Origin of the sequence: Actinomadura coerulea (assembly GCF_014208105.1) — a bacterium.
Classification (GTDB): Bacteria; Actinomycetota; Actinomycetes; order Streptosporangiales; family Streptosporangiaceae; genus Spirillospora; species Spirillospora coerulea.
In genome coordinates this window covers 7,192,340-7,213,821 of record NZ_JACHMQ010000001.1, presented here as the reverse complement: position 1 = coordinate 7,213,821, position 21,482 = coordinate 7,192,340, and the positions used below count along the sequence as shown (strand labels likewise).

Annotated in this window: 18 protein-coding genes; 10 read left to right on the top strand and 8 right to left on the bottom strand. The window is 73.3% G+C overall.

Translation table 11 applies throughout. The annotated features are described in order from the left end of the window. Positions 1-8 precede the first annotated feature (8 nt). The 4 genes from BKA00_RS33530 to BKA00_RS33515 form a co-directional block, all read right to left on the bottom strand. Positions 9-803, bottom strand: a complete 795-nt coding sequence (locus BKA00_RS33530) for a hypothetical protein (RefSeq protein ID WP_185031891.1) — start codon at positions 801-803, stop codon at positions 9-11. A 237-nt stretch (positions 804-1,040) separates the two neighbouring features. Next, positions 1,041-2,036, bottom strand: a complete 996-nt coding sequence (locus BKA00_RS33525) for a zinc-dependent alcohol dehydrogenase family protein (RefSeq protein ID WP_185031889.1) — start codon at positions 2,034-2,036, stop codon at positions 1,041-1,043. Between the two features lie 4 nt (positions 2,037-2,040). Beyond that, on the bottom strand, positions 2,041-4,368 hold the full coding sequence (locus BKA00_RS33520) for an ATP-binding SpoIIE family protein phosphatase (RefSeq protein WP_185031887.1): 2,328 nt from the start codon (positions 4,366-4,368) through the stop codon (positions 2,041-2,043). A gap of 186 nt (positions 4,369-4,554) precedes the next feature. Then, positions 4,555-5,256: an iron-dependent transcriptional repressor DtxR gene (locus BKA00_RS33515; protein WP_268248219.1), complete on the bottom strand. Its 702-nt coding sequence runs from the start codon at positions 5,254-5,256 to the stop codon at positions 4,555-4,557. A 99-nt stretch (positions 5,257-5,355) separates the two neighbouring features. On the opposite strand from BKA00_RS33515, the gene BKA00_RS33510 reads away from it, so the two are divergent. Beyond that, a complete protein-coding gene (locus BKA00_RS33510; RefSeq protein WP_185031883.1) occupies positions 5,356-6,060 on the top strand; it encodes a UdgX family uracil-DNA binding protein in 705 nt (234 codons plus the stop codon). A gap of 7 nt (positions 6,061-6,067) precedes the next feature. Here the strand turns inward: BKA00_RS33510 and BKA00_RS33505 are convergent, their stop codons facing one another. Both BKA00_RS33505 and pdxH read right to left on the bottom strand, forming a co-directional pair. Further along, on the bottom strand, positions 6,068-6,847 hold the full coding sequence (locus BKA00_RS33505) for an MFS transporter (protein ID WP_338072201.1): 780 nt from the start codon (positions 6,845-6,847) through the stop codon (positions 6,068-6,070). Between the two features lie 25 nt (positions 6,848-6,872). Beyond that, positions 6,873-7,580 (bottom strand): pyridoxamine 5'-phosphate oxidase, encoded by a 708-nt coding sequence (gene pdxH / locus BKA00_RS33500; protein WP_185031881.1) that lies wholly within the window; start codon positions 7,578-7,580, stop codon positions 6,873-6,875. 124 nt (positions 7,581-7,704) lie between these two features. Between pdxH and BKA00_RS33495 the strand changes: the two genes are divergently transcribed. Further along, positions 7,705-8,817: a citrate synthase 2 gene (locus tag BKA00_RS33495; protein ID WP_185031880.1), complete on the top strand. Its 1,113-nt coding sequence runs from the start codon at positions 7,705-7,707 to the stop codon at positions 8,815-8,817. A gap of 111 nt (positions 8,818-8,928) precedes the next feature. Here the strand turns inward: BKA00_RS33495 and BKA00_RS33490 are convergent, their stop codons facing one another. Further along, entirely contained in the window at positions 8,929-11,949 is a 3,021-nt protein-coding gene (locus BKA00_RS33490) for an ABC transporter substrate-binding protein (protein ID WP_185031878.1), read from the bottom strand. Between the two features lie 45 nt (positions 11,950-11,994). On the opposite strand from BKA00_RS33490, the gene BKA00_RS33485 reads away from it, so the two are divergent. Both BKA00_RS33485 and serC read left to right on the top strand, forming a co-directional pair. Then, a complete protein-coding gene (locus BKA00_RS33485; protein ID WP_185031876.1) occupies positions 11,995-12,378 on the top strand; it encodes a hypothetical protein in 384 nt (127 codons plus the stop codon). A gap of 44 nt (positions 12,379-12,422) precedes the next feature. Further along, entirely contained in the window at positions 12,423-13,559 is a 1,137-nt protein-coding gene (gene serC / locus BKA00_RS33480) for a phosphoserine transaminase (RefSeq protein WP_185031874.1), read from the top strand. Between the two features lie 48 nt (positions 13,560-13,607). Here serC and BKA00_RS33475 read toward each other — a convergent pair whose 3' ends face one another. Next, complete coding sequence (locus BKA00_RS33475) at positions 13,608-14,519, bottom strand: class II glutamine amidotransferase (protein WP_185031872.1); 912 nt, start codon at positions 14,517-14,519, stop codon at positions 13,608-13,610. Between the two features lie 602 nt (positions 14,520-15,121). On the opposite strand from BKA00_RS33475, the gene BKA00_RS33470 reads away from it, so the two are divergent. The 6 genes from BKA00_RS33470 to BKA00_RS33445 all read left to right on the top strand — a co-directional run bounded on the left by BKA00_RS33470 (position 15,122) and on the right by BKA00_RS33445 (position 21,474). Continuing rightward, positions 15,122-16,471 carry a hypothetical protein gene (locus tag BKA00_RS33470; protein ID WP_185031870.1) on the top strand — a complete coding sequence of 450 codons (1,350 nt, stop codon included), beginning with the start codon at positions 15,122-15,124 and terminating at the stop codon, positions 16,469-16,471. Positions 16,472-16,539: 68 nt separating this feature from the next. Continuing rightward, positions 16,540-17,214 (top strand): Flp pilus assembly protein CpaB, encoded by a 675-nt coding sequence (gene cpaB, locus BKA00_RS33465; protein ID WP_185031868.1) that lies wholly within the window; start codon positions 16,540-16,542, stop codon positions 17,212-17,214. Between the two features lie 5 nt (positions 17,215-17,219). Next, positions 17,220-18,803 carry a CpaE/TadZ family protein gene (locus tag BKA00_RS33460; RefSeq protein WP_185031866.1) on the top strand — a complete coding sequence of 528 codons (1,584 nt, stop codon included), beginning with the start codon at positions 17,220-17,222 and terminating at the stop codon, positions 18,801-18,803. Between the two features lie 5 nt (positions 18,804-18,808). Then, entirely contained in the window at positions 18,809-19,186 is a 378-nt protein-coding gene (locus tag BKA00_RS33455) for a TadE/TadG family type IV pilus assembly protein (RefSeq protein ID WP_185031864.1), read from the top strand. Between the two features lie 3 nt (positions 19,187-19,189). After that, the gene (locus tag BKA00_RS33450) at positions 19,190-20,545 is read left to right on the top strand and encodes a TadA family conjugal transfer-associated ATPase (RefSeq protein WP_185031862.1); all 1,356 of its coding nucleotides are present in this window, start codon (positions 19,190-19,192) and stop codon (positions 20,543-20,545) included. After that, positions 20,542-21,474, top strand: a complete 933-nt coding sequence (locus tag BKA00_RS33445; protein ID WP_185031860.1) for a type II secretion system F family protein — start codon at positions 20,542-20,544, stop codon at positions 21,472-21,474. The genes BKA00_RS33450 and BKA00_RS33445 overlap by 4 nt, the downstream gene beginning before the upstream one ends. Positions 21,475-21,482 lie beyond the last annotated feature (8 nt).

Genomic DNA, 21,482 nt, shown 5'->3' with positions numbered 1-21,482 from the left:
GTCAACGTCTACTTCCTGCGGATGGTCATCTGCGGGTACATCTCCGCATAGCCCTTGCCGCCGAAGTACGAGGTCAGCTGCGCGTGGTTCGCGCCGGACGCGGAGGGGAGGCCGCCGCGCAGGTCGGCGATCGGCGCCGCGAACCCGCAGCCGTTGGTCTTCGGCACGGCGAACGTGTCGTCGGTGGAATTGATCTTGACCCAGAACGTGCCGTCCGCCCCCGAGGCCCCCGTGATCTCCTTCAGGTCCAGGTCGAGGTCGATCGGCGCCGCGTTCGAGCCGACGTAGCACGTGTCGCCCAGCAGCTGGTTGATGAGCTTCATCTTCAGGCTCAGCCGGGTCCTGCGGTTGGGGATGTCAAGGTCGATCTTCCCCGCGTACTGCGGCTTGACCTTCAGGGCGAACAGCGGGATCCCCTCGGTCCCGGGGACGCCGAGCGCGCCGCCGGCCACGCTCATCGCCGTGCTCCGCATCTTCACGAACTTGGAGATCTCGGCGCCGGTCTTCGGGTCGTAGCCGGCCAGCAGCGTGATCCGCATCGGCGCGGTGATCTGCTGGTCGATGTTGCCGATCTTCATGCTGCCGCCGCTGGTCACCAGCACGTTGCAGTACCAGTTCGCGGGATCCGCGCCGACCGGCAGGACGTCGGGGCAGTCCGACAGGTCCAGCGACGCGGGCGGCGCGTCCGCGGCCGCCTGGGCGCGCGGCTTCGGGGCGGTCCGCGCGGACGCCGCGGGCACGGCGGCCACGGCGGTGGCGGCGAGGCCCGCCGACAGGGACAGCGCGGCCAGCCGCTTGAACATAGGCGACACGGGGGTCCTCTCGCTGGGGTGGAAAGCGCGGCGGGGGGCCTCCCGAGTCGACCGGCCCGAGCTGGCTACTCGCGAGTATGGAGCGATCCAACGGCATAGAAGACGCAGTGTCAACAGGGGTCCGGCACAACCGCCGGAAGGCGGCGAGAGGGACGGGCCGCGGAGGACTCCGAGCTCAGCGGCGCCGACCCCCGAAGCGGGACCGAGCCGTAGCGCGGAGCGAAGCCTCTAGGGGACGAGGACGGCCGCGCCGGTGAAGCGGTCCGCGGCGAGGTCGGCGAGGGCGCGGTCCGCGTCGTCGAGGGTGTAGGCGTGCGTCGTGACGGCGACGTCGAGGCGGGCGGCCAGCGCCAGGAACTCCTCGCCGTCGGCCCGGGTGTTCGCCGTCACCGACCGGACCTCGCGCTCCTGGAACAGGTGCCGCTGGTAGTCCAGGGGCGGGACGTCGCTCAGGTGGATCCCCGCGACGGCGCACGTCCCGCCGCGGTCGAGGCGTTCGAGCGCGGCGGGCACCAGCTCGCCGGCGGGCGCGAAGACGATCGCCGAGTCCAGCGGGGCGGGCGCGGCGTCGAAGGAGTCGCCGGCCCAGGACGCGCCGAGCTCGCGGGCCAGCCCGCGGGCCGCCGGGCTGCGGGTGAAAACGTGCACGTCGGCGCCCTCGGCGAGCGCGATCTGCGCGGCCAGGTGCGCCGAACCGCCGAACCCCCAGATGCCGAGCCGCCCGCCCGGCGGCAGGGACGCGCGGCGCAGCGCCCGGTAGCCGATGATCCCGGCGCACAGCAGCGGGGCGGCGCGCACGTCGTCAAGCTCGGCGGGCAGCGCGTAGGTGTAGGCGTCGGCGGCGAGCGCGTACTCGGCGTAGCCGCCGTGCGCGTCCCAGCCGGTGTAGACCGAGGACGGGCACAGGTTCTCGGCCCCCCGGCGGCAGAACCGGCACGCGCCGCACGTCCCGCGAAGCCAGGCGACGCCGACGCGGTCGCCGGGCCCGTGCAGGCAGCCGGGGCCCGCGGACTCGACCCGCCCGACGATCTCATGGCCCGGCGTCACGCCCGGCAGGTGGACGGGCAGATCCCCCTCGGCGACGTGCAGGTCCGTCCGGCAGACGCCGCAGGCCAGCACGCGGACCAGCAGTTCGCCCGGACCGGGCGAGGGGACCTCGCGGTCGGCGCGCCGCAGGGGCCCCGCCTCTGTCGGGGACGGTGTCTCCACCACCCAGGCGCGCACCGGCTCACCCCGGGTTCAGCGGCAGCTCGAACCAGACGGCCTTGCCGTCGGACGTCGGGCGGGCGCCCCACCGGGTGGCGAGCTGGTCGACGAGGTAGAGGCCGCGGCCGCCCTCGTCGGTCTCGCCGGCGCTGCGGATGCGCGGCAGCCGCATGTCGGAGTCGAACACCTCGACCCAGATGGCGTCCGCGCCGCGCCGCAGCCGGAGCCGGAACTCCTTGGTCGGCGGCTCGCGGCGGCCGAGGTCGGCGCCGAGGTTCCAGTCGTCCTCGTCGAACGCGCCGCCCTCGAAGGGATCGGCGTCCAGGGCGCCGAAGTCGGTGTTGAACTGCACCGCCGGCGGCGCGCCCAGCGGCTCCCCGCCGCGCCCCGGCGGCCCGGCCGGGACCGGGACGACCATCTCGCGGCGCGGCGAGGGCGTGGCGGTGGCGTGCAGGACGACGTTCGTGACGACCTCCGACACCAGCAGGCACGCGAGCTCGGCCTGCTCGTCGAGCATGCCCCAGGTCGCGAACGCGTCCGAGGCCATCCGGCGCGCCTCCGACACCATGATCGGCTCGGCGGTGAAGGTGCGCTCCTCCACGGCCAGCTCCTCGGCGGCGGTGCGGATCACCACGATCGCGACGTCGTCGTCGATGTCGCCGGGCACCGCGTCGTAGGCGGCGTTGGCGATCGCCTCGACCCCGCCGCGGGCGACCCCGGCGACGGCGGCGCGGACCATCTCCCGCGCCTCCTCGCGCGTGTGGTAGTCGCCGTCGTCCTTGGAGCGGCGGTCGATCAGGCCGTCGGTGTAGAGGACGAGCGTGGAGCCCGGCTTCAGCTCGGCCGACTCCTCGTTGAACAGCAGCTCGCCGCCCATGCCGGGGGCGCGCAGGCCGAGCATGCCGCCCTCGCTCTCGAAGTCCAGCTCGCCGACCTCGCCGTCGACGATCAGCAGGGGCGGGTCGTGCCCGGCGTTGGCGAACTCCAGGACCCGCGACCAGGCGTCGTAGACGAAGTAGGTGCACGACACCAGCGGCGGGCGGACGAGGTCGTCGCTGTTCCAGCCGGACCGCATCCGCTCGGGGCGCGTCATCGTGCGGACCCACTCGTCGAGCTTGCGCAGGATGTCGGCGGGCGGCTTGTCGTCCTGGGCGAAGGCGCGCAGCGCGGCGCGCAGCTGCCCCATGACGGCGGCGGCGCGGGCCCCGCGCCCCTCGACGTCGCCGATGACGAGGCCGACGCGTCCCGCCGACAGCGGGATGACGTCGTACCAGTCGCCGCCGACCTGCGTCTGGATGCCGTGGCCGTGCGCCTCCAGGGGCCGCGCCGGCTCGTACCGCCAGGCGATCTGCAGGCCGTCCAGCGGGGGCGGCCGGTCGCCGGGCAGCAGGTGCTTCTGGAAGGCGAGCGCGGTCTCGCGCTCCTCCTCGAACAGCATCGCGTTGTCGACGGCGAGCGCGACCCGGCTGGCGATCGCGCCGAGCAGGTCGCGGTCGAAGCCGTCGTAGTGCGGGTCGGGGCGCTTGGAAAGGTTCGACAAGGCCAGGCTCATCACGCCGAGCAGCTCGCCGCGCACCAGCAGCGGCGCGGAGATCACCGAGGTGATGCCCATCTCGTGGCCGAGCCGCTGGGACGACTCGTTCGGCGCGGTGAACCGGTGCTGGATCATGTCCTCGACGAGGACGGCGTCGCGGCGGTCCATCGCCTTGGCGCTGAAGTGGCCGGGCGGGTAGGAGACGGGCTCGCCGACCTCCGCCCAGGTGCCGGGCGGCGGCTCCCAGCCGCCCGCGTGCCGCGACACCCGCCGGTAGAGGCGGTCGCCGCTGTAGAGGTCGATGAAGCAGTGGTCGGCGAACTGCGGGACGAGCGTGTCGGCGACGCGGCGCAGCGTGCTCTCCAGCTCCAGGGACCCGGCGAGCCGCTCCCCGATCCGCTCCATGAGGCCGTAGCGGTCCTGCTCGCGCTGGTTGGAGCGCAGCGCCTCGCGCGCGAAGATCACCACTCCGTCGACGGCGCCGGAGGGGTGCCGCAGCGGGACGGCGTGCGCCCGCGTGTACACGGTGGTGCCGTCGGCGCGCAGGTTGCAGAAGGTGCCCTCCCACACCCCGCCCTTGAGGACGTGCTTGGCCAGCTCGGTGGCCTGCTCGTGGTCCTCCTCGGCGATGCCGAGCGACAGGATGGAGTGGCCGATGATCGCGTCGCCGCCGAAGCCGAACAGCTGCCGGGCGAAGGAGTTGCCGTAGATGATGTTGCTGAAGCGGTCGCAGACGATGACCGCCATCTCCATCTGCGCGAGGACGGTCCCGGGCGGCAGGTGCGCCTCGTCAGGCGCTTCCCCCCAGTGGTTCATCTCCCCATCCCGATACCAGTCCCGATCCTCGCCCCGATGACCACCGCGCGTCGCGGCGCGGACGTCCTACGTGGTTGCCTCGTCGTATTGAACGACGAACCCGCCGCCGGGATACGCCCGAAAGGCGCGATGTTATGGAGATCTTCGGTATAGACCGTCGAGGCGGGGGTGCGCACGCCGACCGTGTCAGCGCCTGCTGACGAAGACGTGCTCGGCGATGCCGCGCGACAGTTCCGTCGCGGGACTGTCGTCCTCGTCGTCACCGATCACCCGTACCCCGTCGTCGGTCGCCCGGAGAATCACCTCTCGTCCCGGTTGTATCCCTATCTGCTTGAGTCTAAGCATCAGGTCGCTGTCGCTCTGCACCTGCTCGCTGATCCGGCGGATCACCGCGCCCGCGCCCTGGGGGCTCGCCACCGCGGTCATCACCGCCAGCGGCGCCTCCTCGGCGTCGTCGCCGTGCCCGCCGAGCTCGTCCAGGCCGGGAATCGGGTTGCCGTGCGGGCAGGTGGTCGGGTTGTCGAGCAGCGCGACCAGGCGGCGCTCGACCTCCTCCGACATCACGTGCTCCCACCGGCACGCCTCGATGTGGACGTCCTCCCAGGGCAGTCCGATGACGTTGACCAGGAGGCATTCGGCGAGGCGGTGCTTGCGCATGACGCGCGTGGCGAGGCCGCGCCCGCTGTCGGTCAGTTCGAGGTGCCGGTCGCCCTCGACCCGCAGCAGCCCGTCGCGCTCCATCCGCGCGACCGTCTGGCTCACCGTCGGGCCGCTCTGGGAGAGCCGCTCGGCGATGCGCGCGCGAAGGGGGATGATCCCCTCCTCCTCCAGCTCGAAGACCGTCCGGAGATACATCTCCGTGGTATCGATCAGGCCGTGTGAGGTCACAGCTCCCTCCAGTCTTATGGGCAAGAGTCTACTTGCTGGGGCCCCACGTCGCCGGGCCCTGCGAATTTCCCCCTGAAGCCGGGTACGGATGAACGCGAGATGAACGCGAAACCTTCCCATGACGCGGAACCTTTCCTGCCCGGGACGCCCGAGGAGCGGGCCGACCTGGAGGCGCTGCGCCGCACCGCGGCCGACTGCCGGGGCTGCGACCTCTACCGGAACGCCACCCAGACCGTCTTCGGCGAGGGCTCTCCCGGCGGGCGGATGCTGCTCATCGGCGAGCAGCCCGGTGACCAGGAGGACCGCAAGGGCCACCCCTTCGTCGGCCCCGCGGGGCGCGTCCTCGACCGTGCCCTGGAGGAGGCCGGGATCGAGCGCGGCGACGTCTACGTCACCAACGCCGTCAAGCACTTCAAGTTCAAGCGGCAGGAGGGCGGCAAGCGGCGCATCCACGAGGCGCCGAACGCCGGAGAGATGCGGGCGTGCCGCCCCTGGCTCCTCGCGGAGCTGCGGCTCCTGGACCCGGAGGTCGTCGTGGCGCTGGGGGCGACGGCGGGCAAGGCCCTGCTCGGCTCGTCGTTCCGGGTCACCAGGCAGCGCGGACGGCTCCTCCCCCTGCCCGGCCTTGAGGCGATCGGCACCCCGGCCGCCGCGCGGGAGGCCGGGGACGAGCCGCCCGGCGACGGCGGCGCGCGGCTTCTCGCGACGATCCACCCGTCGGCCGTGCTGCGCGCCGAGGACCGCGAGGACGTCTACCAGGGCCTGCTGGACGACCTGAGGATCGCCGCCTCGGCCCTGCGCTGACGGCGGCTCAGTCCTCCACCGGCAGAGGCTCGGCCGGGACGTCCCCCGCGGTGCGGATGTCGTAGCGGAGCAGGGAGGGGACGGCGAGCCCCGCCGCGACGACCAGCGCGGCGCAGGCCAGTCCTCCGCCGACCCAGGAGGCGGTCGCGCCCACGGCGCTCGCGGTCGCCCCGGCCCGGACGTCCCCGAGGCGGGGACCGCCCGCGACGACGACGGTGAAGACGCCCTGGAGCCGTCCGCGCATCTGGTCGGGCGCGTACGTCTGGAGCATGGACTGGCGGAACACCGACGACACCAGGTCGGCCGCGCCGCCGACGGCGAGCAGGACGACCGCGAGCCACAGGCTGCCGGCGAGCCCGGCGGCCGCGACGGCGAGGCCCCACACGGCGATGGCCGCCACGAGCGCGATCCCCTGCCGGTGCACCCGCCCGATCCAGCCGGACGACAGCCCGCCGAGGAAGGCCCCGACCGCGATCGCGGCGAACAGGTAGCCGACCGCGCCCTCGCCGCCGAACCGGGTCTCGGCCACCTCGGGGAACAGGGCGCGCGGCATGGCGATCGACATCGCGATGACGTCCACCGCGAACGACATCAGGAGCACCGGCTGCGTGGCCAGGTAGCGCAGCCCGTCGAAGACCGACCGCAGGCCCGGCGCGCCGGTGACGTCGCCGAGCGGCGGGATGGGCGGGAGCCTGAGCGCCGCGTACAGCACGACGGTGAACAGCACGGCGTCGAGCGCGTAGGCCGCCGCGTAGTTCCAGCGGGCCAGCAGGACGCCGGCGAACAGTCGGCGGGGGGCTGCTGTTCCGGTGTCACGGGGACAGTCTTTCCGCCACCCATCCCTCCGGGTCCCCGGGGGCCGCCCGGCGGTAGCGGATCCGGTCGTGCAGCCGGTCGCGGCGGCCCTGCCAGAACTCGATCGACTCGGGCTCCACGCGGTAGCCGCCCCAGAAGTCCGGCAGCGGGACGGCGCCGGCGGCGTCCCCCTCCGGCGCCTCCGCCTCCCCGGAGGCCGGATCCGGCCAGCGCTCGGCCGCCTCGGCGTAGCGGCGCTCCAGCACCTCGCGCCCCGGGATGACGCCCGACTGGTTCTCGCTCGCCCATGCGCCGATGCGGGACCCGTACGGCCGGGTCCGGAAGTAGGCGGCCGTCTCCTCGCGCGGAAGTTCGGACACCGGGCCCGCGACCCGCACCTGCCGGTACAGGTCGTGCCAGGGGAACACCAGCGCCGCGCGCGGGTTCTCGGCGATGTCGCGGCCTTTGCGTGAGGTCAGGTTGGTGAAGAACCGGAAGCCCTGCGGCCCGTACCCCTTGAGCAGGACCGTCCGGGCGCTCGGAACCCCGTCGCCGGAGGCGGTGGCGAGGATCATCGCGTTCGGCTCGGCCAGCCCGGAGGCGTGCGCCTCGGCGAACCACGCGGCGAACAGGGCGAGCGGATCGGAGGGGAGCGCCGACTCGGACAATTCGCCCATCTCGTAGGATCTGCGGAGCCGTGCGGGGTCCGGCGTTGGGGAATCCACAGCGTCAGAGCCTCTCACCCCGAGCCCTGTGCAACTTGCAGGGCCCCGGGGTACTGGTCAGTAAGGCGGGCAGGGTTCAATGGCACGGCACCGCCTTATCACACGGGACGAAAGGCAGGACGACATGTCCGACTTCAAACCCGGTCTCGAAGGGGTCGTCGCCTTCGAGACGGAGATCGCCGAACCGGACAAGGAGGGCGGCGCCCTCCGCTACCGGGGCGTCGACATCGAGGAACTCGTCGGGCGTGTCTCCTTCGGCGACGCCTGGGGCCTCCTCGTGGACGACAGCTTCGACCCGGGCCTGGCCCCCGCCGAACCGCACCTGCTCCCGGTCACCTCCGGGGACGTGCGGGTGGACGTGCAGAGCTCCCTCCCCACCCTCGCCACCGCGTACGGGATGAGGCCGCTGCTCGACATCTCCGACGAGGAGGCCCGCGCCGACCTCGCCCGCGTGTCGGTGACGGCGCTGTCGTTCGTCGCGCAGTCCGCGCGCGGCGTCGGCAAGCCGATGGTCCCGCAGCACCGGATCGACGAGTCCGGCACCATCACCGAGCGGTTCATGGTCCGCTGGCGCGGTGAGCCCGACCCCAAGCACGTCAGGGCCATCGACGCGTACTGGGTCTCCGCCGCCGAGCACGGCATGAACGCCTCCACCTTCACCGCCCGCGTCATCGCCTCCACCGGCGCGGACGTGGCGGCCAGCATGTCCGGCGCGATCGGCGCCATGTCGGGGCCCCTGCACGGCGGCGCCCCCGCCCGCGTCCTGCCGATGATCGAGAAGGTCGAGCAGCTCGGCGACGCCCGCAAGGTCGTCACCGACATCCTCGACTCCGGCGACCGGCTGATGGGCTTCGGGCACCGCGTGTACCGCGCCGAGGACCCGCGCGCCCGCGTGCTGCGCCGCACCGCCAAGGAGCTGGACGCGCCCCGCTTCGGGGCCGCCAAGGCCCTGGAGGACGCGGCGCTGGCCGAGCTGCGCGAGCGCCGCCCGGACCGCCCGATCGAGACGAACGTGGAGTTCTGGGCCGCGGTCATCCTCGACTTCGCCGAGGTCCCGACCTCGATGATGCCCGCGATGTTCACCTGCGGCCGCACCGCCGGGTGGGCGGCGCACATCCTGGAGCAGAAGCGCACCGGGCGCCTCGTTCGGCCGAGCGCCCGCTACACCGGCCCCGGCAGCCGCTCCCTCGACGAGGTCGCCGGCGCGGCGGAGGTCCTCAAGCGCAAGGCCGGCTGACCCGGTCCGTCCCCCGCCCCGACGCGCCTGAGGCCCCCGGTCGAACCGGGGGCCTTCGCCGTGCCCGGGCCCGGCCGCGCGGGCCGCTTCCCCGGGTCCGCTTCGCGGTGGCTACTTCGCGGTGGCGCCGCCCCGCCCCTCCCCCGGCGGGCAGTCGGCCCGGCCCTGCCCGCCGGCGACGAGGCGGCCGCACACCTGCCTGACCTCGGTCGTCCCGTCCTGCCGGATCGTCGCGAGGATCACCGGCCGGTCGATAACCTGGTGGCCCGCGCCGCGGGAGCCGAACCGCAGCACGCCGCTGGCGCCGTTGCGCAGCACGTCGTGGTCGGGGTCGTTGAGCGCCGCGAACACCGAGCCCGCCGACGGCAGCGCCTTCTCCTGCCAGTACACCTTGCTCGCCACGGTCGCGACGAGGGTCGCCGCGTCGTACCCGACGGCGGCGCGGGTGATGGACGGCCGGCGCCCCGACGGGTCGTCCTCGTCGTCGGTCATCTCCCGGACCCCCGGGTCGTAGTCGGAGTAGAACGTCTGCGGCGCCTGGTCGCCGATCCAGCGCCACGTCCACGCCTCCCGGGCGGCCAGTGGCGTGAAGAACAGGTCGAAGGTGTTCTTGCGGCCGAGCTCCTCGGCGTTGTCGCTGACGTACTTGGCGATCTCGTCGTCGGCGAGGACCAGCGGCCGCTGGGGGCAGGAGAGCTCCAGGACGTTGACGAACGAGCGGAACTCGTCCGACCGCCCCGCGTAGTAGAAGAGGTCGGGCTGGTCCTGGCACGCCTCCCTGACCGACTTGTTCAGCTCGCCGGGGTTCCGGTACGGGCGCATCAGCGCCCTGCCGGGCCGGAACGACCGCTGGAAGTCGGCCGCGAGGTTCGCGCTGTAGAGGTCGTCGGGGTCGCCGTCGTAGATGACGACGGCGCCGTCGACCTTCCTGCCGCCGACGTCGCCGCGCCGCGCCCAGTACGCGGCGTGCCGGGCGGTCCGCGCGTTCGGGGACGCGAGCCGGAAGTAGTAGGGCGAGTAGCCCGCGTCGCCGTCGAGCAGCGCCGTCCCGTCGTAGCTGTTGGCGGTGCCGACCAGCGGCAGCGCCGACTTGGCCAGCAGCCTGATCGCCCGCTGGGTCTGCCGCCGGCTCTGCTCGAACCCGATCACCGCGACGATCGAGCGGTCCTTCAGCGCCCGCCCGCGGATCTGCTCGGCGACGTCCTCGGCGTAGCGGAACTTGGCGCCCGCGTTGGCGACCAGCACCCGCAGCCGCAGGTCGTCGCCCTCGGCGGCGTCGTTGAACCGCTTCTGCGCGATGGCCAGCCCGATCAGCTCGCCCTGCACACCGGCGAGCAGGTCGATCCGCTTGTTCTTGATGGACGGGTCGGCGGTCACCGGGCCGAGGTAGACCACGGTCGCGTACGGCTTGCCGGACTCGGTGACGTGGTCGTTCAGCGACTCGATCCGGTCGAGGACCTTGTTGAGCCGGTTGTCGTTGTTCTTGCCGCCGGAGTCCTCGCCGAAGCGGAACGACCCGTCGGTGATGCCGACGCACTCGCCGTTCGCCATCCGCCTGATGCCGAACGGCGAGCAGTACCGCACCACCTGCACGGAGATCACCGAGACGGACGCGGCGGCGACCGCGACCATGGCGATCCACGGCAGCGCCGGGTGGGCGAGCCGGGGCCGCCGCCGCACCGGCCGCACGGGCGGCAGGTCGCCGCCCGGGTCGCGGGTGACGTCCACGCGCAGCTCGCGGCGCGAGCCGAGGGCGCCGACGCGCCGCTGCTCGCGGGTGTAGCGGTCCCACAGGCCGCGCGCGGCGATCACGCTCTGCGGCTCGTCCGACGCCACGTCCACCCGGACGGCCCGCGCGAGCCGCTCCAGCAGCCGGGGCCCGGGCGGATCGGCCGGTCCGGCGCTCGCGGGGGCGGCCGGGTCGACCCCGGCGACGACCACGAGCGGGTCGAACCCGGGCGGCCGGTCGCCCGCCTGGCCGTCGGCGCGGACCCGCTCGACCAGCTCCACGAACGCCACCCCGGGATGCCCGGCGGACAGGTGCTCGAAGATCAGCACGGGGTAGCGGACCCGGGCCCAGGCGGCCCGCCGGTAGTCGCGGCGGTAGTTGCGGCGCAGGTCCTCCAGGAAGGCGGCGACGAGCAGCAGGTCGAGCTGCTCGCCGTGGTCGTCCGGCTCGACCGGGCGGGGGTCGAACACGCCGAGCGCGAAGCCGAGGAACCCGGTGGAGTCGCGGTCGATGTAGGGCTGGCGCAGGAACCAGCCGTAGCGCCGCACCCCGTACCAGCCGCGGGTCCGGGCGGCGATCTGCACGGTCACGAACGCCAGCCCGATCACGGCCGCGAGCACGGCGGAGGCGAGGTCGAGCGCCGCCGCCGTCCCGGCGCTGATCAGCGCGACGGCGGCGATCCCGATGGGAGCGATCTGCTCCAGGAACGATAAGAAGGTGGCGCGCCTGCTCGGCACCTCCTCGAGGTCGCGCAACACGTCCCGGCCGCGCCGGCGGATCACCCGGTTGAGCTCGCGGCGGCGCGCGTTCTCGTTGTCGCCGACCGGCGGGTGCGTCAGCCGCCGGACGAGCAGGTGGTTCTCGCGCTCGGACGAGGCGGCGCCGCGCGGCGGCGGCCGGTCGCCGGCCAGCCGGATCTCCCGCAGGTCGCGCAGCCACAGCGCCATCTCCAGCAGCGGGAACCGCAGCGCGGGCTCGCCCCGGGCGCGGCTGCTCGGCTGCGACAGCTCGCGCTTGGCCTCGCGCAGGACGCCCGCGACGCCGGTGGCGGGCGTGTCGGCGGCGATGTGCGACACCGGGGCCCGCTCGTCCTCGCAGCGGGACTTGAGCATCTCGGCGGCGTGGGAGGCCGCGCGCTCCGGCCCGAGCAGCAGGAGCAGGGGCCGCAGCCGCTCCCGCCACCGCCACGGCGGCCGCTCCCGCAGCCGCTCGAACAGGTCGAGGACCCCGCGCAGCCGATCTTCGCTCAGGATCCGGTCGCCGCCGCCCGCCATGCGCCACGCCTCGCTTCCCTGTCTCGCCCGCCCCCCGCTTCCGGCCCGGCCGCCCCCCGGCTCGTCCTTGCCCTCGTTCAGGTTGGACGCGGCGGACGGCCGATCGGATCGGAAATTTCCGCTGATCATGCGCCGGTCCCCCCGGAGCCCGGCCGCTTTGTCATCATGGGCGCCATGAAACGAGCCCCCGCCGGAGACGACGAGCCCCTCGAAGGCGACATCGGCCCCGCGGCCGGCGCCGTGTCCCCCGCGGCCCCCGGCCCCGCCCCGGCGCCCCCGGTCTCGGAGGCCGCGGAGGCGGCGCAGGCGCTGAGACGCTTCGACGCGGAGCGCGAGGAGCGCCGCCGCGCCACCAACGCCGCCGCGGGACGGATCGCCGTCGCGCTCGCCGCCCTCTTCCTGGCGTTCCTCACCTACGACTCCGGCGCCACGGCCGTGCGGGCGCACTCCCGGGGCGACGCCTGGATCTACCCGCCGGCCATCGTCGGCGGTGCCTGCGCCGCCGGCCTGGTCGCCCTGCTGACCTGGGGGTGGCGCCGCCGCCGTCTCGCGATGTGAACTCGACCCACGATCTTCGCCGCAGGTCAGATAGCCTCGGGTGAGTGACCGACAGCGCGAATCCCACCATCGACATCCCCGCCGATCTCAGGCCCGCCGACGGCCGTTTCGGGTGCGGTCCCTCCAAGGTCCGTCCCGAACAGCTCGCCGCACTGGCCGAGTCCGGCTCGACCTACATGGGCACCTCGCACCGGCAGAAGCCGGTGAAGTCCCTCGTCGGCCGCGTCCGGGAGGGGCTGGCCGAACTCTTCTCGCTGCCCGAGGGGTATGAGGTCCTGCTCAGCAACGGCGGCACCACGGCGTTCTGGGACGCCGCCGCGTTCGGCCTCGTCCGGCAGCGGTCGCAGCACCTGACCTTCGGCGAGTTCTCCAGCAAGTTCGCCAAGGTCACCACTGGTGCGCCCTGGCTGGGGGACCCCACCGTCATCTCCAGCCCGCCCGGGACCCACCCCGAGGCGTCCGCCGAGGAGGACGTGGACGTCTACGCGCTCACCCACAACGAGACCTCGACCGGCGTCGCCATGCCGATCAGGCGCCCGGCGGGCACGACCGCGCGGGACGGCCTCGTCCTGGTGGACGCCACGTCCGGCGCGGGCGGCCTGCCCGTGGACGTGTCCGAGACCGACGTCTACTACTTCGCGCCGCAGAAGTGCTTCGCGGCGGACGGCGGCCTGTGGGTCGCGCTCGCGTCCCCCGCGGCGCTCGAGCGGATCGACGAGATCGCCTCGTCCGACCGGTACGTCCCGGAGTTCTTCAACCTGAAGACGGTCGTCGACAACTCCGCCAAGGACCAGACGTACAACACCCCGGCCGTGGCCACGCTGCTGCTGTTCGCCGAGCAGATCGAGTGGATGAACGGGCAGGGCGGCCTCGGCTGGACGACGTCCCGCACGGCCGACTCGTCCCAGCGGCTGTACACGTGGGCCGAGAAGACCTCCTACACCACGCCGTTCGTGGTCGACCCGGCGCAGCGTTCGCAGGTCGTCGGCACGATCGACTTCAGCGACGACGTGGACGCGGCGGCCGTGGCCAAGGTGCTGCGCGCCAACGGCATCGTCGACACCGAGCCGTACCGCAAGCTGGGCCGCAACCAGCTGCGCATCGGCATGTTCCCCGCGATCGACCCGAGCGACGTCGAGGCGCTGACCGCCTGCGTCGACCACGTCGTCGAGCGCCTCTAGGACGAGCCGGAGCCCTCGGGGGGCCACGCCGCTCCCCCGAGGGCCGGTTCAGGCGACGGTCAGCAGACCGCCGGTGCCGCCCGGCTGCTCCACGACCCGGTGGAGCAGGCCGGCCCGGTCGCCCTCGGCGTCGGCCGGGGTGAAGCCCGCCCAGACGCGCGGGTCCATGTCGGTGTCCCGCGCGGTGGGCACGAACGCCGCCGTCGCGAGGACCTCGGGCAGGTCGCGGCGCCCGGGGCGCCGCTCCATGCCGACCTTCAGGTAGGTGCCCTCGCGCAGCAGCACGACGGTGGCGAAGCGCACCCGGGTGTGCCGCTCGACCTCCCGGAACCAGCGCGGGTTCGACGCCCAGTAGATGTTCTGGTCGGTGTCCACGGCCACGGTGAGCGGGCTGAGCGCGCCGCGCGCCAGGTGCACCTCGGTGGGGCGGTCGCGCTCGACCCACGCCAGCGCGACCCGCCCGACCAGGGCCTGGAGGACTCCGGTGATCTCGGCCGGGGTCCGGCGGCCGGCCAGCAACTGGAAGATCGGCTCACTGTCGGTGGCGCCGGACGCGGGCGGCGGCGCGAACCGCGCCCGCAGGCCGGCGGCGTCGACGTCGCCGTTGTGCGTGCCCACGACCGTGGCCGACGCCCCGGCGACGACCATGGGACCGGCGTTGGCGGCCTCGGCCGGGGACCCCTGCGTCGCCCAGCGGGTGTGCCCGACGGCCACGGCGGCACGGTCCAGCTCGGGCAGGAACTCCGGCCGCCAGACCGCCGAGAACCGGCCGCGCCCCTTCACCACCCGGCAGCCCCCGCCGCCGGCCCCGCCGAGCCCCGGGGCGGCGCCGAGCAGGGCCAGGCCCGCCGAGTCGGTCCCCCGCTCCTCGGCGAGCGCGCCCAGCATGACGAACACGTCCGACGCCCGACCCGGGTCGGCCGCGAACGGCGAGCGCACCACCCCGAACAATCCGCACATGCAGGTTGAGATGCGGGCCGCGCCCGGACGGTTCGAGCCTCTTCCCCCGGCCCCGTTCGCCAGTATCGCCCCATCAGCCACATTGGTCCCGATTAATTCCAATCATTGATCGCGCATCCGGGGTACGGATCTGTCCAGGGCCCTGGGGCCTACTTCCCTGGCCGCATGTGGACCTTTCACTCGCCGTTGATCAACACTCGGCACTTCGGCGAGAATGGCCAGGCAGGGCGGCCTCCGGAGGGAGAGTGGAAAATTCCACTCTCCCGGGAGTGCGTCGGCGGCGGCGGCGGACGACTCTCGCACTCACGCGCCCTGAGCAGGCAGAACACCTATTCCGTCGACCGCGTGTCAGGACGGATGTGACAGGATTTCTCGAACGTGTCACCGGCCCCGGGAACCTTGGTGCCGCACGTGGCATCGAACAATGCGATGCTCCCCGGTATTGGCGCCGACATCCCTGCCGGAAGGACTAATCCCTTGAATGGTGACAGCCGTAATGACTATAGTCAGCGATTCCGTGACCAGGCGAATAGATCGTCTGCCGTTCGGTCACCGTTCAGGACGGGAGGGTTCCGCCCGGTGAGGCCTAAAGATCATCTGGGGTGCCCGTGACCGCGGTGGTGCTCGTCGGAGACTTCCCCAGCACGGGCGTCCTGCAGGCCACGGTCGCTCAGCGGGTGGCCGTAAAGGGCCCGGGCGACGAGGCCGCGCCCGCCTTCGTCGACCACATGGCGCACGCCCTGCGGCAGCGCGGCGCCGTGCTGGTGCTGTATCCGGCGTGGAGGAGGGGCCGCGCGCAACGGCTGGTGCGCCTGGCACGCTCCGCCCTGCTCACCGACCGGATCGCCGGGCTGCCGCTGGACGTCCCGCCGCTCGCGCTGTCGCTGGTCGCCGACCAGTTGGCGTTCGCGTCGGCCCACGCACGGCCCGGCGTCCTCGCGACTCTCGCCCACCGGCTCTGCGAGACCCTTCAGGCGGGGGCCTGGGTGAACAGCGTGGCCCGCCTGGAGCACGTCAAGACCGGGCTCGGGGCGCACGTCTCCTCCTATCTGCCCGGCGGCGGGTTCGCGGTGACGGCCGGCGCGCACCCCGCGGTGCACCGCATCACCGCCTCCAAGCCCGTCCCGCGGCTGACGTCGCGGCCCGCCGACCCCGTGCTGATGCTCGTGGCCGACGCGAACGGCGATGCCGGCTGGCTCCAGGACAGGATGCAGCCGGTGCTCGCCGCGGTGACGTCGACCGCGGTGGCCCCGCAGCCGATGGGCGCGGAGTACTGGGGGACGAAGAAGTACACCGAGTTCGTCGCGTTCAGCGGACACCCGCAGGCGCTGCGGAGCCTGCTGGCCGGCTCTCCGTACAGGCCGTGCGGATGGTGCGGCGAACCGACCGCCCTGCCCGAGTGCCCGTTCTGCCTCATGGTGCAGCCGGCCCGGGAGGCGGCGCCCGCCGGATCCGTTCCCTCCGGTCACCCCCAGCGGCCGTCCCCCCAGCCCTCGGGGCACCAGCCTCCCCAGCCCTTACCGTCCCAGCCCTTACCGTCCCAGCCCTTACCGTCCCAGCCCTTACCGTCCCAGCCGTCCCCGTCCCAGCCCCAGCACCAGGCGCCGGCTCCCCCGCAGGTCCAGCGGCCGGCCGTCCCGCCGCAGCCGTCCTGGCCGCAGGCTCCGCATCCCCCCGCGTCTCAGCCCGGCCCGCCTTCGCCGGTCCAGCCAGACGAGGAGGCGCCCCCGACGCGCCCGCAGTACCCGCGCCGCCAGGGCGGAGGTCCGCCGCCGGCGCCTCCGCCGGCGCCGCCCGACCAGACCGGCGACGCCCCGTCCCTCACCACGCTCCTCAACGGCGCCGCGCAGGACGCGGCCCCGGACCCCCCGCCGGAGCCGACGCCCCGGACGACTCCCGACGACGAGTGGCGCGCAGGAACCGTCGTCTTCCGTCCGCCGCGCCGCCAGTGAAGCCTCCCTGACCCCCCGACCAGAAACGGAGTCCCATGAACCCGCGCCAGCGACGTGGAGTTCTGCTGATGATCCTGGCTGCGCTCGGCGCCGTTGCCGTGTTCATCAGCATCATCGGCTATGTCGGCTCTGTTCGGGCCGAGGTCGGTGTGAAGACCGACGTGCTCGTGCTCAAGCGCGCCGTCCCCGCCTTCGGCCCGGTCACCGCCGCGGACCTCGACCGCATCCGGGTGCCGAAGCGGTGGTCGCCGCAGACGATGGTGACCGACACCGCGGCGCTCGCCGGCAAGGTCGCGGCCGCCGATCTCCCGGCGGGGGCCTACCTGCAGACGGGGATGCTCGTCCCCGGCCCGACGCTCCAGCCCGGCCAGCGCGAGATCGCGATCATGATCGACGCGGAGACGGGCGTGGCGGGCAAGGTCCACGAGGGCATGCCCGTCGACATCTACGCGACCTACCAGACGCAGAAGGGGAACCAGCAGCAGTCCTGCGCGGCGCGGATCGTCCGGGCGGCGAGGGTCATCCAGATCGGGCAGGAGACCCAGGTCAAGGACGAGAAGAACAGCTCGGTGACGCAGTCCCAGGTTCCGATCACCTTCGCGCTGAGCGCGCAGGACAGCCTCAAGCTCACCCGTGAGGAGAGCTTCGCGACGAAGATCAGGCTCGCCCTCATCGGCGGGGCCGGAACCGGCCTGGACGGCACCCGGCTCCCGCCGGTCTGCGAAACGCTCCCGGCGAGGTGAGACCGGTGAACATCCAAGTCCTCCTCGGCGCCGAGGACCGCGATCTCGCCGCCTCCCTCAGCGGGCAGTTCCGCGAGATCCCCGACATCGAGCTCGTCGCGGTCGAGACGACGTCCAACCACCTGGCGGGAACGGTCGCGACGACCCCGAACCTCGACGTGGTCCTGGTGCACCAGGGCCTCGGGCCGCTGCCGGCGCTCGATCTCATCCGCGACCTGGTGATCCGCCAGCCCCAGCTCGCCGTCATCCTGATCGCCGACGACGCGACGGCCGAGATGCTGGCGGCGGCGATGGCGGCCGGCGCGCGCGGGGTGATCTCCAACGAGCCGACCCTTTCGGAGCTGCAGAACCGCGTCCAGCAGGCGTCGGAGTGGTCGCGCAGCATGCGCCGGCACTTCACCTCCGCCGAGATCCCCGGCCGCCCGGGCCGCATGGCCAGGCTGGTCACGCTCACCGGCGCGAAGGGCGGCGTCGGCACGACCACGCTGGCGATCCACCTCGCCATCGCCGTGTCCAGCGCCGGGCGGACGGTGTGCCTGGTCGACATGGACCTGCAGAACGGCGACATCCCGGGCTACCTCGACGTCCAGCACCGGCACAGCCTGGCCGACCTCGCCGCGGCGGCCGGCGACCTCGACGGGGCGGTCGTGGCCGAGGCGCTGTTCGTCCACCCGGCGGGCCCGCACCTGCTGCTCGCGCCCGCCAACGGCGAGGACGCGGAGGAGATCTCGGCCCGCGCGGTGCGGCAGATCCTCACCGTCATCCGGTCCCGGTACGACGTGGTGATCGTGGACGGCGGCACCCATCTCGCCGACGCCAACGCGATGGCGGTGGAGCTCGCGGACGAGGCCGTCATCGTCACCACCCCGGACGTGCCGGCGCTGCGCTCGGCCCGCCGGCTGGCGCAGATGTACGCGCGGCTCGCGATCCGCAAGGAGGACGAGGTGAGCGTCCTGCTCACCCGGCAGGACAGGCGCAACGAGATCCAGCCCGAACTGGCGAAGAAGATGGTCGGCTCGCCGCTGCGCGGCGTGACGGTGCCGGCGGTCTTCCGCGCGCTGGAGGAGGCGGCCAACACCGGCTCGCCCGGCGCGGTGAAGAACGCCGACTTCCGCAAGGCGATCGGCAAGGCGGCCATGGACCTCGGACTGCTCGACTCCGGGGCCGGGCAGGGCGCCGGCGCGGCGGCGCCGGCGCCGCCGGATACGGGCGACCGGGGCGAGGCCGCGATCGGGTTCGCCGGCGTCTTCCCGCTGATCCTGCTCGTCCTCGTGCTGGTGTGGCAGGTCGTGCTGGTCGGGCTGACGTCCACCTACTCCAGCCACGCGGCGAACGAGGCCGCCCGGGCGGTCGCCGTCATCGGCTACGACAAGCGCGACACGCCCGAGGCGAGAGCCAACCGGGAGGAGGTGCGGCGCCGCGCCGTGGCCCGGATCAAGGGCGGCTGGAAGGACCGCGACCACCTCACGATCGACGTCGTGGACGGCTACGCCGTGGTCACCATCGACACCCCCGTCCTCATCCCCGGGCTCCGCAGCTCGTGGGGCATCCGGACCAGAAGCAAGATCGTCTATGAGGGTGAGGGGTGAGGGACGTGGCGGCGCATGACTTTCGGCGCCGGGACGCGGGCGCGGCCGCGGTGGAGTTCGCGGGCGTTCTCCCGGTCGCGCTCCTCGTCGTCTTCGTCGCCTTCCAGGCGTACATCTCCTTCACCACGGTGTCGCGCGTGGAGAACATCGCCCGCACCGGGGCCCGCGAGGCCGCCCAGCACTACGACCCGTCCCGCTGCGTCGAGTACGCGAACCGGGTCAGGCCGTACTGGCTGAACGACTACAAGATCGATGGAGGGCGGACCGAGGTGGCCGGAGCCGACGCCGTGTACTGCCATGTGGAGGCCAGGTTGCCGGTGCTGTTCAAGGGGGTCCCCCTCGACTACACCGTGAACCGGACCGTCACCATGCCGCTGGGATAGCCGATGGCACTCAAGGACCGTCTCGACGACGACCGGTCGTCCAGCGACCGGATGAGCAAGAGCACCGTCCAGCACTGGCGGCAGCGCCTGCTGGAGGAGGTGAACCTCGACGAGCTGGCGCGGCTGACGATGGCGCAGCGGCGGGCCCGGCTGGAGAAGGTCGTCGGCCTGCTGGTGACCCGGGAGGGCCCGGTGCTGGCCGCCGGGGAGCGCGCCGGCCTGATCCGCCGGGTGGTGGACGAGGCCCTCGGCCTCGGCGTGCTGGAGCCGCTGCTCGCCGACCCGACCGTCACCGAGATCATGGTGAACGGCCCGGACTCGATCTTCGTGGAGCGGGCGGGCCGGGTCCACCGGCTGGACGCGGGGTTCGCCAACGAGGACCAGCTGTACCAGACCATCGACCGGATCGTCGCCCAGGTGAACCGGCGGGTGGACGAGTCGAGCCCGATGGTGGACGCCCGGCTGCCCACCGGCGAGCGCGTCAACGTGATCATTCCGCCGCTGTCGCTGGTCGGGCCGATCCTGACGATCCGCCGGTTCCCGCGCTCCTACAGCGTCGAGGAGCTGGTCTCGCTGGGCTCCATGGACCAGGCCACCGGCATGCTGCTGGCCGCGTTCGTGCGCGCCCGGCTCAACCTGGTCATCGCCGGCGGCACCGGTACCGGCAAGACCACCATGCTGAACGCGCTGTCGGCGTTCGTGCCCGAGTCCGAGCGCATCGTCACCATCGAGGACTCGGCGGAGCTGCGGCTCAAGCAGGAGCACGTGCTGTCGCTGGAGTCGCGTCCGGCCAACATCGAGGGCAAGGGCGCGATCACCATCCGCGACCTGGTACGCAACGCGCTGCGCATGCGGCCCGACCGGATCATCGTCGGCGAGGTCCGCGGCGGCGAGACGCTGGACATGCTCCAGGCGATGAACACCGGCCACGACGGCTCGCTGGTGACCGTGCACGCCAACTCCACCGAGGACGCGGTGTACCGGTTGCAGACGCTGGCCAGCATGAGCGACGTGCGGCTGCCGTTCGAGGCGATCCGCGACCAGATCGGCAGCGCCGTCGACGTGATCGTGCAGCTCGCCCGGGGCCCGGACGGGTCGCGGCGCATCGTCGAGGTGGCGATGCTGGAGCACGCCCGGCGCGGCGAGATCACCACGCGTCCCGTGATGCGGTTCGAGTCCGATCCGATCGGCGCGGACCGGGTCGTGCGCGGGCGCTTCCGGCCGGTCCCGCTGCCGCGGGACCTGCTGACCAAGCTCTTCCACGCCGGGGAGAGCGTGCCGCCCGCGTTCGCCGGCGCGCCGTCCCCGAACGGGACCGCGCATCCCGGCGGCCGCCTGCGAGGGGAGCAGTCCTCATGAGCCTTCCACTCCCGGTGATCCTGGCGATGCTGGCCGCCGTCCTCGCCGTGGCGACCTGGGGCATCGGCGACCTGGTCGCGGGCTGGGGGCAGCAGCGCCGGCTGATGGCCCGCACCGAGATCGGCGGCGAGGGCGACCGCATCGACGGCCTGCTCGGCCGGCTGGACGTCGTGCTGCGGCGCACCGCGGTCGGGCAGGCGCTGGCCCGGCGGCTCGCGGCCTCGGGGATGCGGATGCGGGTGTCCACGCTCGTGCTGCTCATGACGGGCAGCGGGCTGGCGGCGATCGTGCTGATCAGCCAGTGGATCGCGCCGGTGTTCGGGGTGGCCGCCGCGATCGGCGTCGGCTTCGCCTTCCTCGCCTACCTGCGCCGCAAGGAGGACCGGCGCCGCGAGGCGTTCATCGCCCAGCTGCCCGAGCTGGCGCGGGTGCTGGGCAACGCCACGCACGCCGGGCTGGTGATGCGCACCGCCATCGAGATCGCCGCCGACGAGCTCGCCGACCCGGCCGGGGAGGAGGTGCGGCGCACCGCCGACGCGCTGCGCCTCGGCCAGTCGGTCGAGGACGCGCTGCGCGACCTCGGCGGGCGGCTGCCGTCCCGGGAGCTCGGCGTGCTGATCAGCACCCTGCTCGTGTCGGCGCGGGCGGGCGGGTCGCTGGTCACCGCGCTGCGCACCATCGCCAGCACCCTGGAGGAGCGCAAGGAGACCCGCCGCGAGGTCAAGACGATCATGGGCGAGGCGGTGGTGACCAACTGGGTCGTCGGCGGGTTCAGCGTGATCGGCGTCATGATGATCAACTTCATGGTGCCGGGGGCGCTGCGCACCATGAGCGAGCACCTCGGCGGTCAGATCGTCCTCGCCGCCGCGGCCGCGATGTTCGTGGTCGGCCTGGTCGTCATCGGCCGGATCACCCGGATCGACGTGTGAGGCGGTGG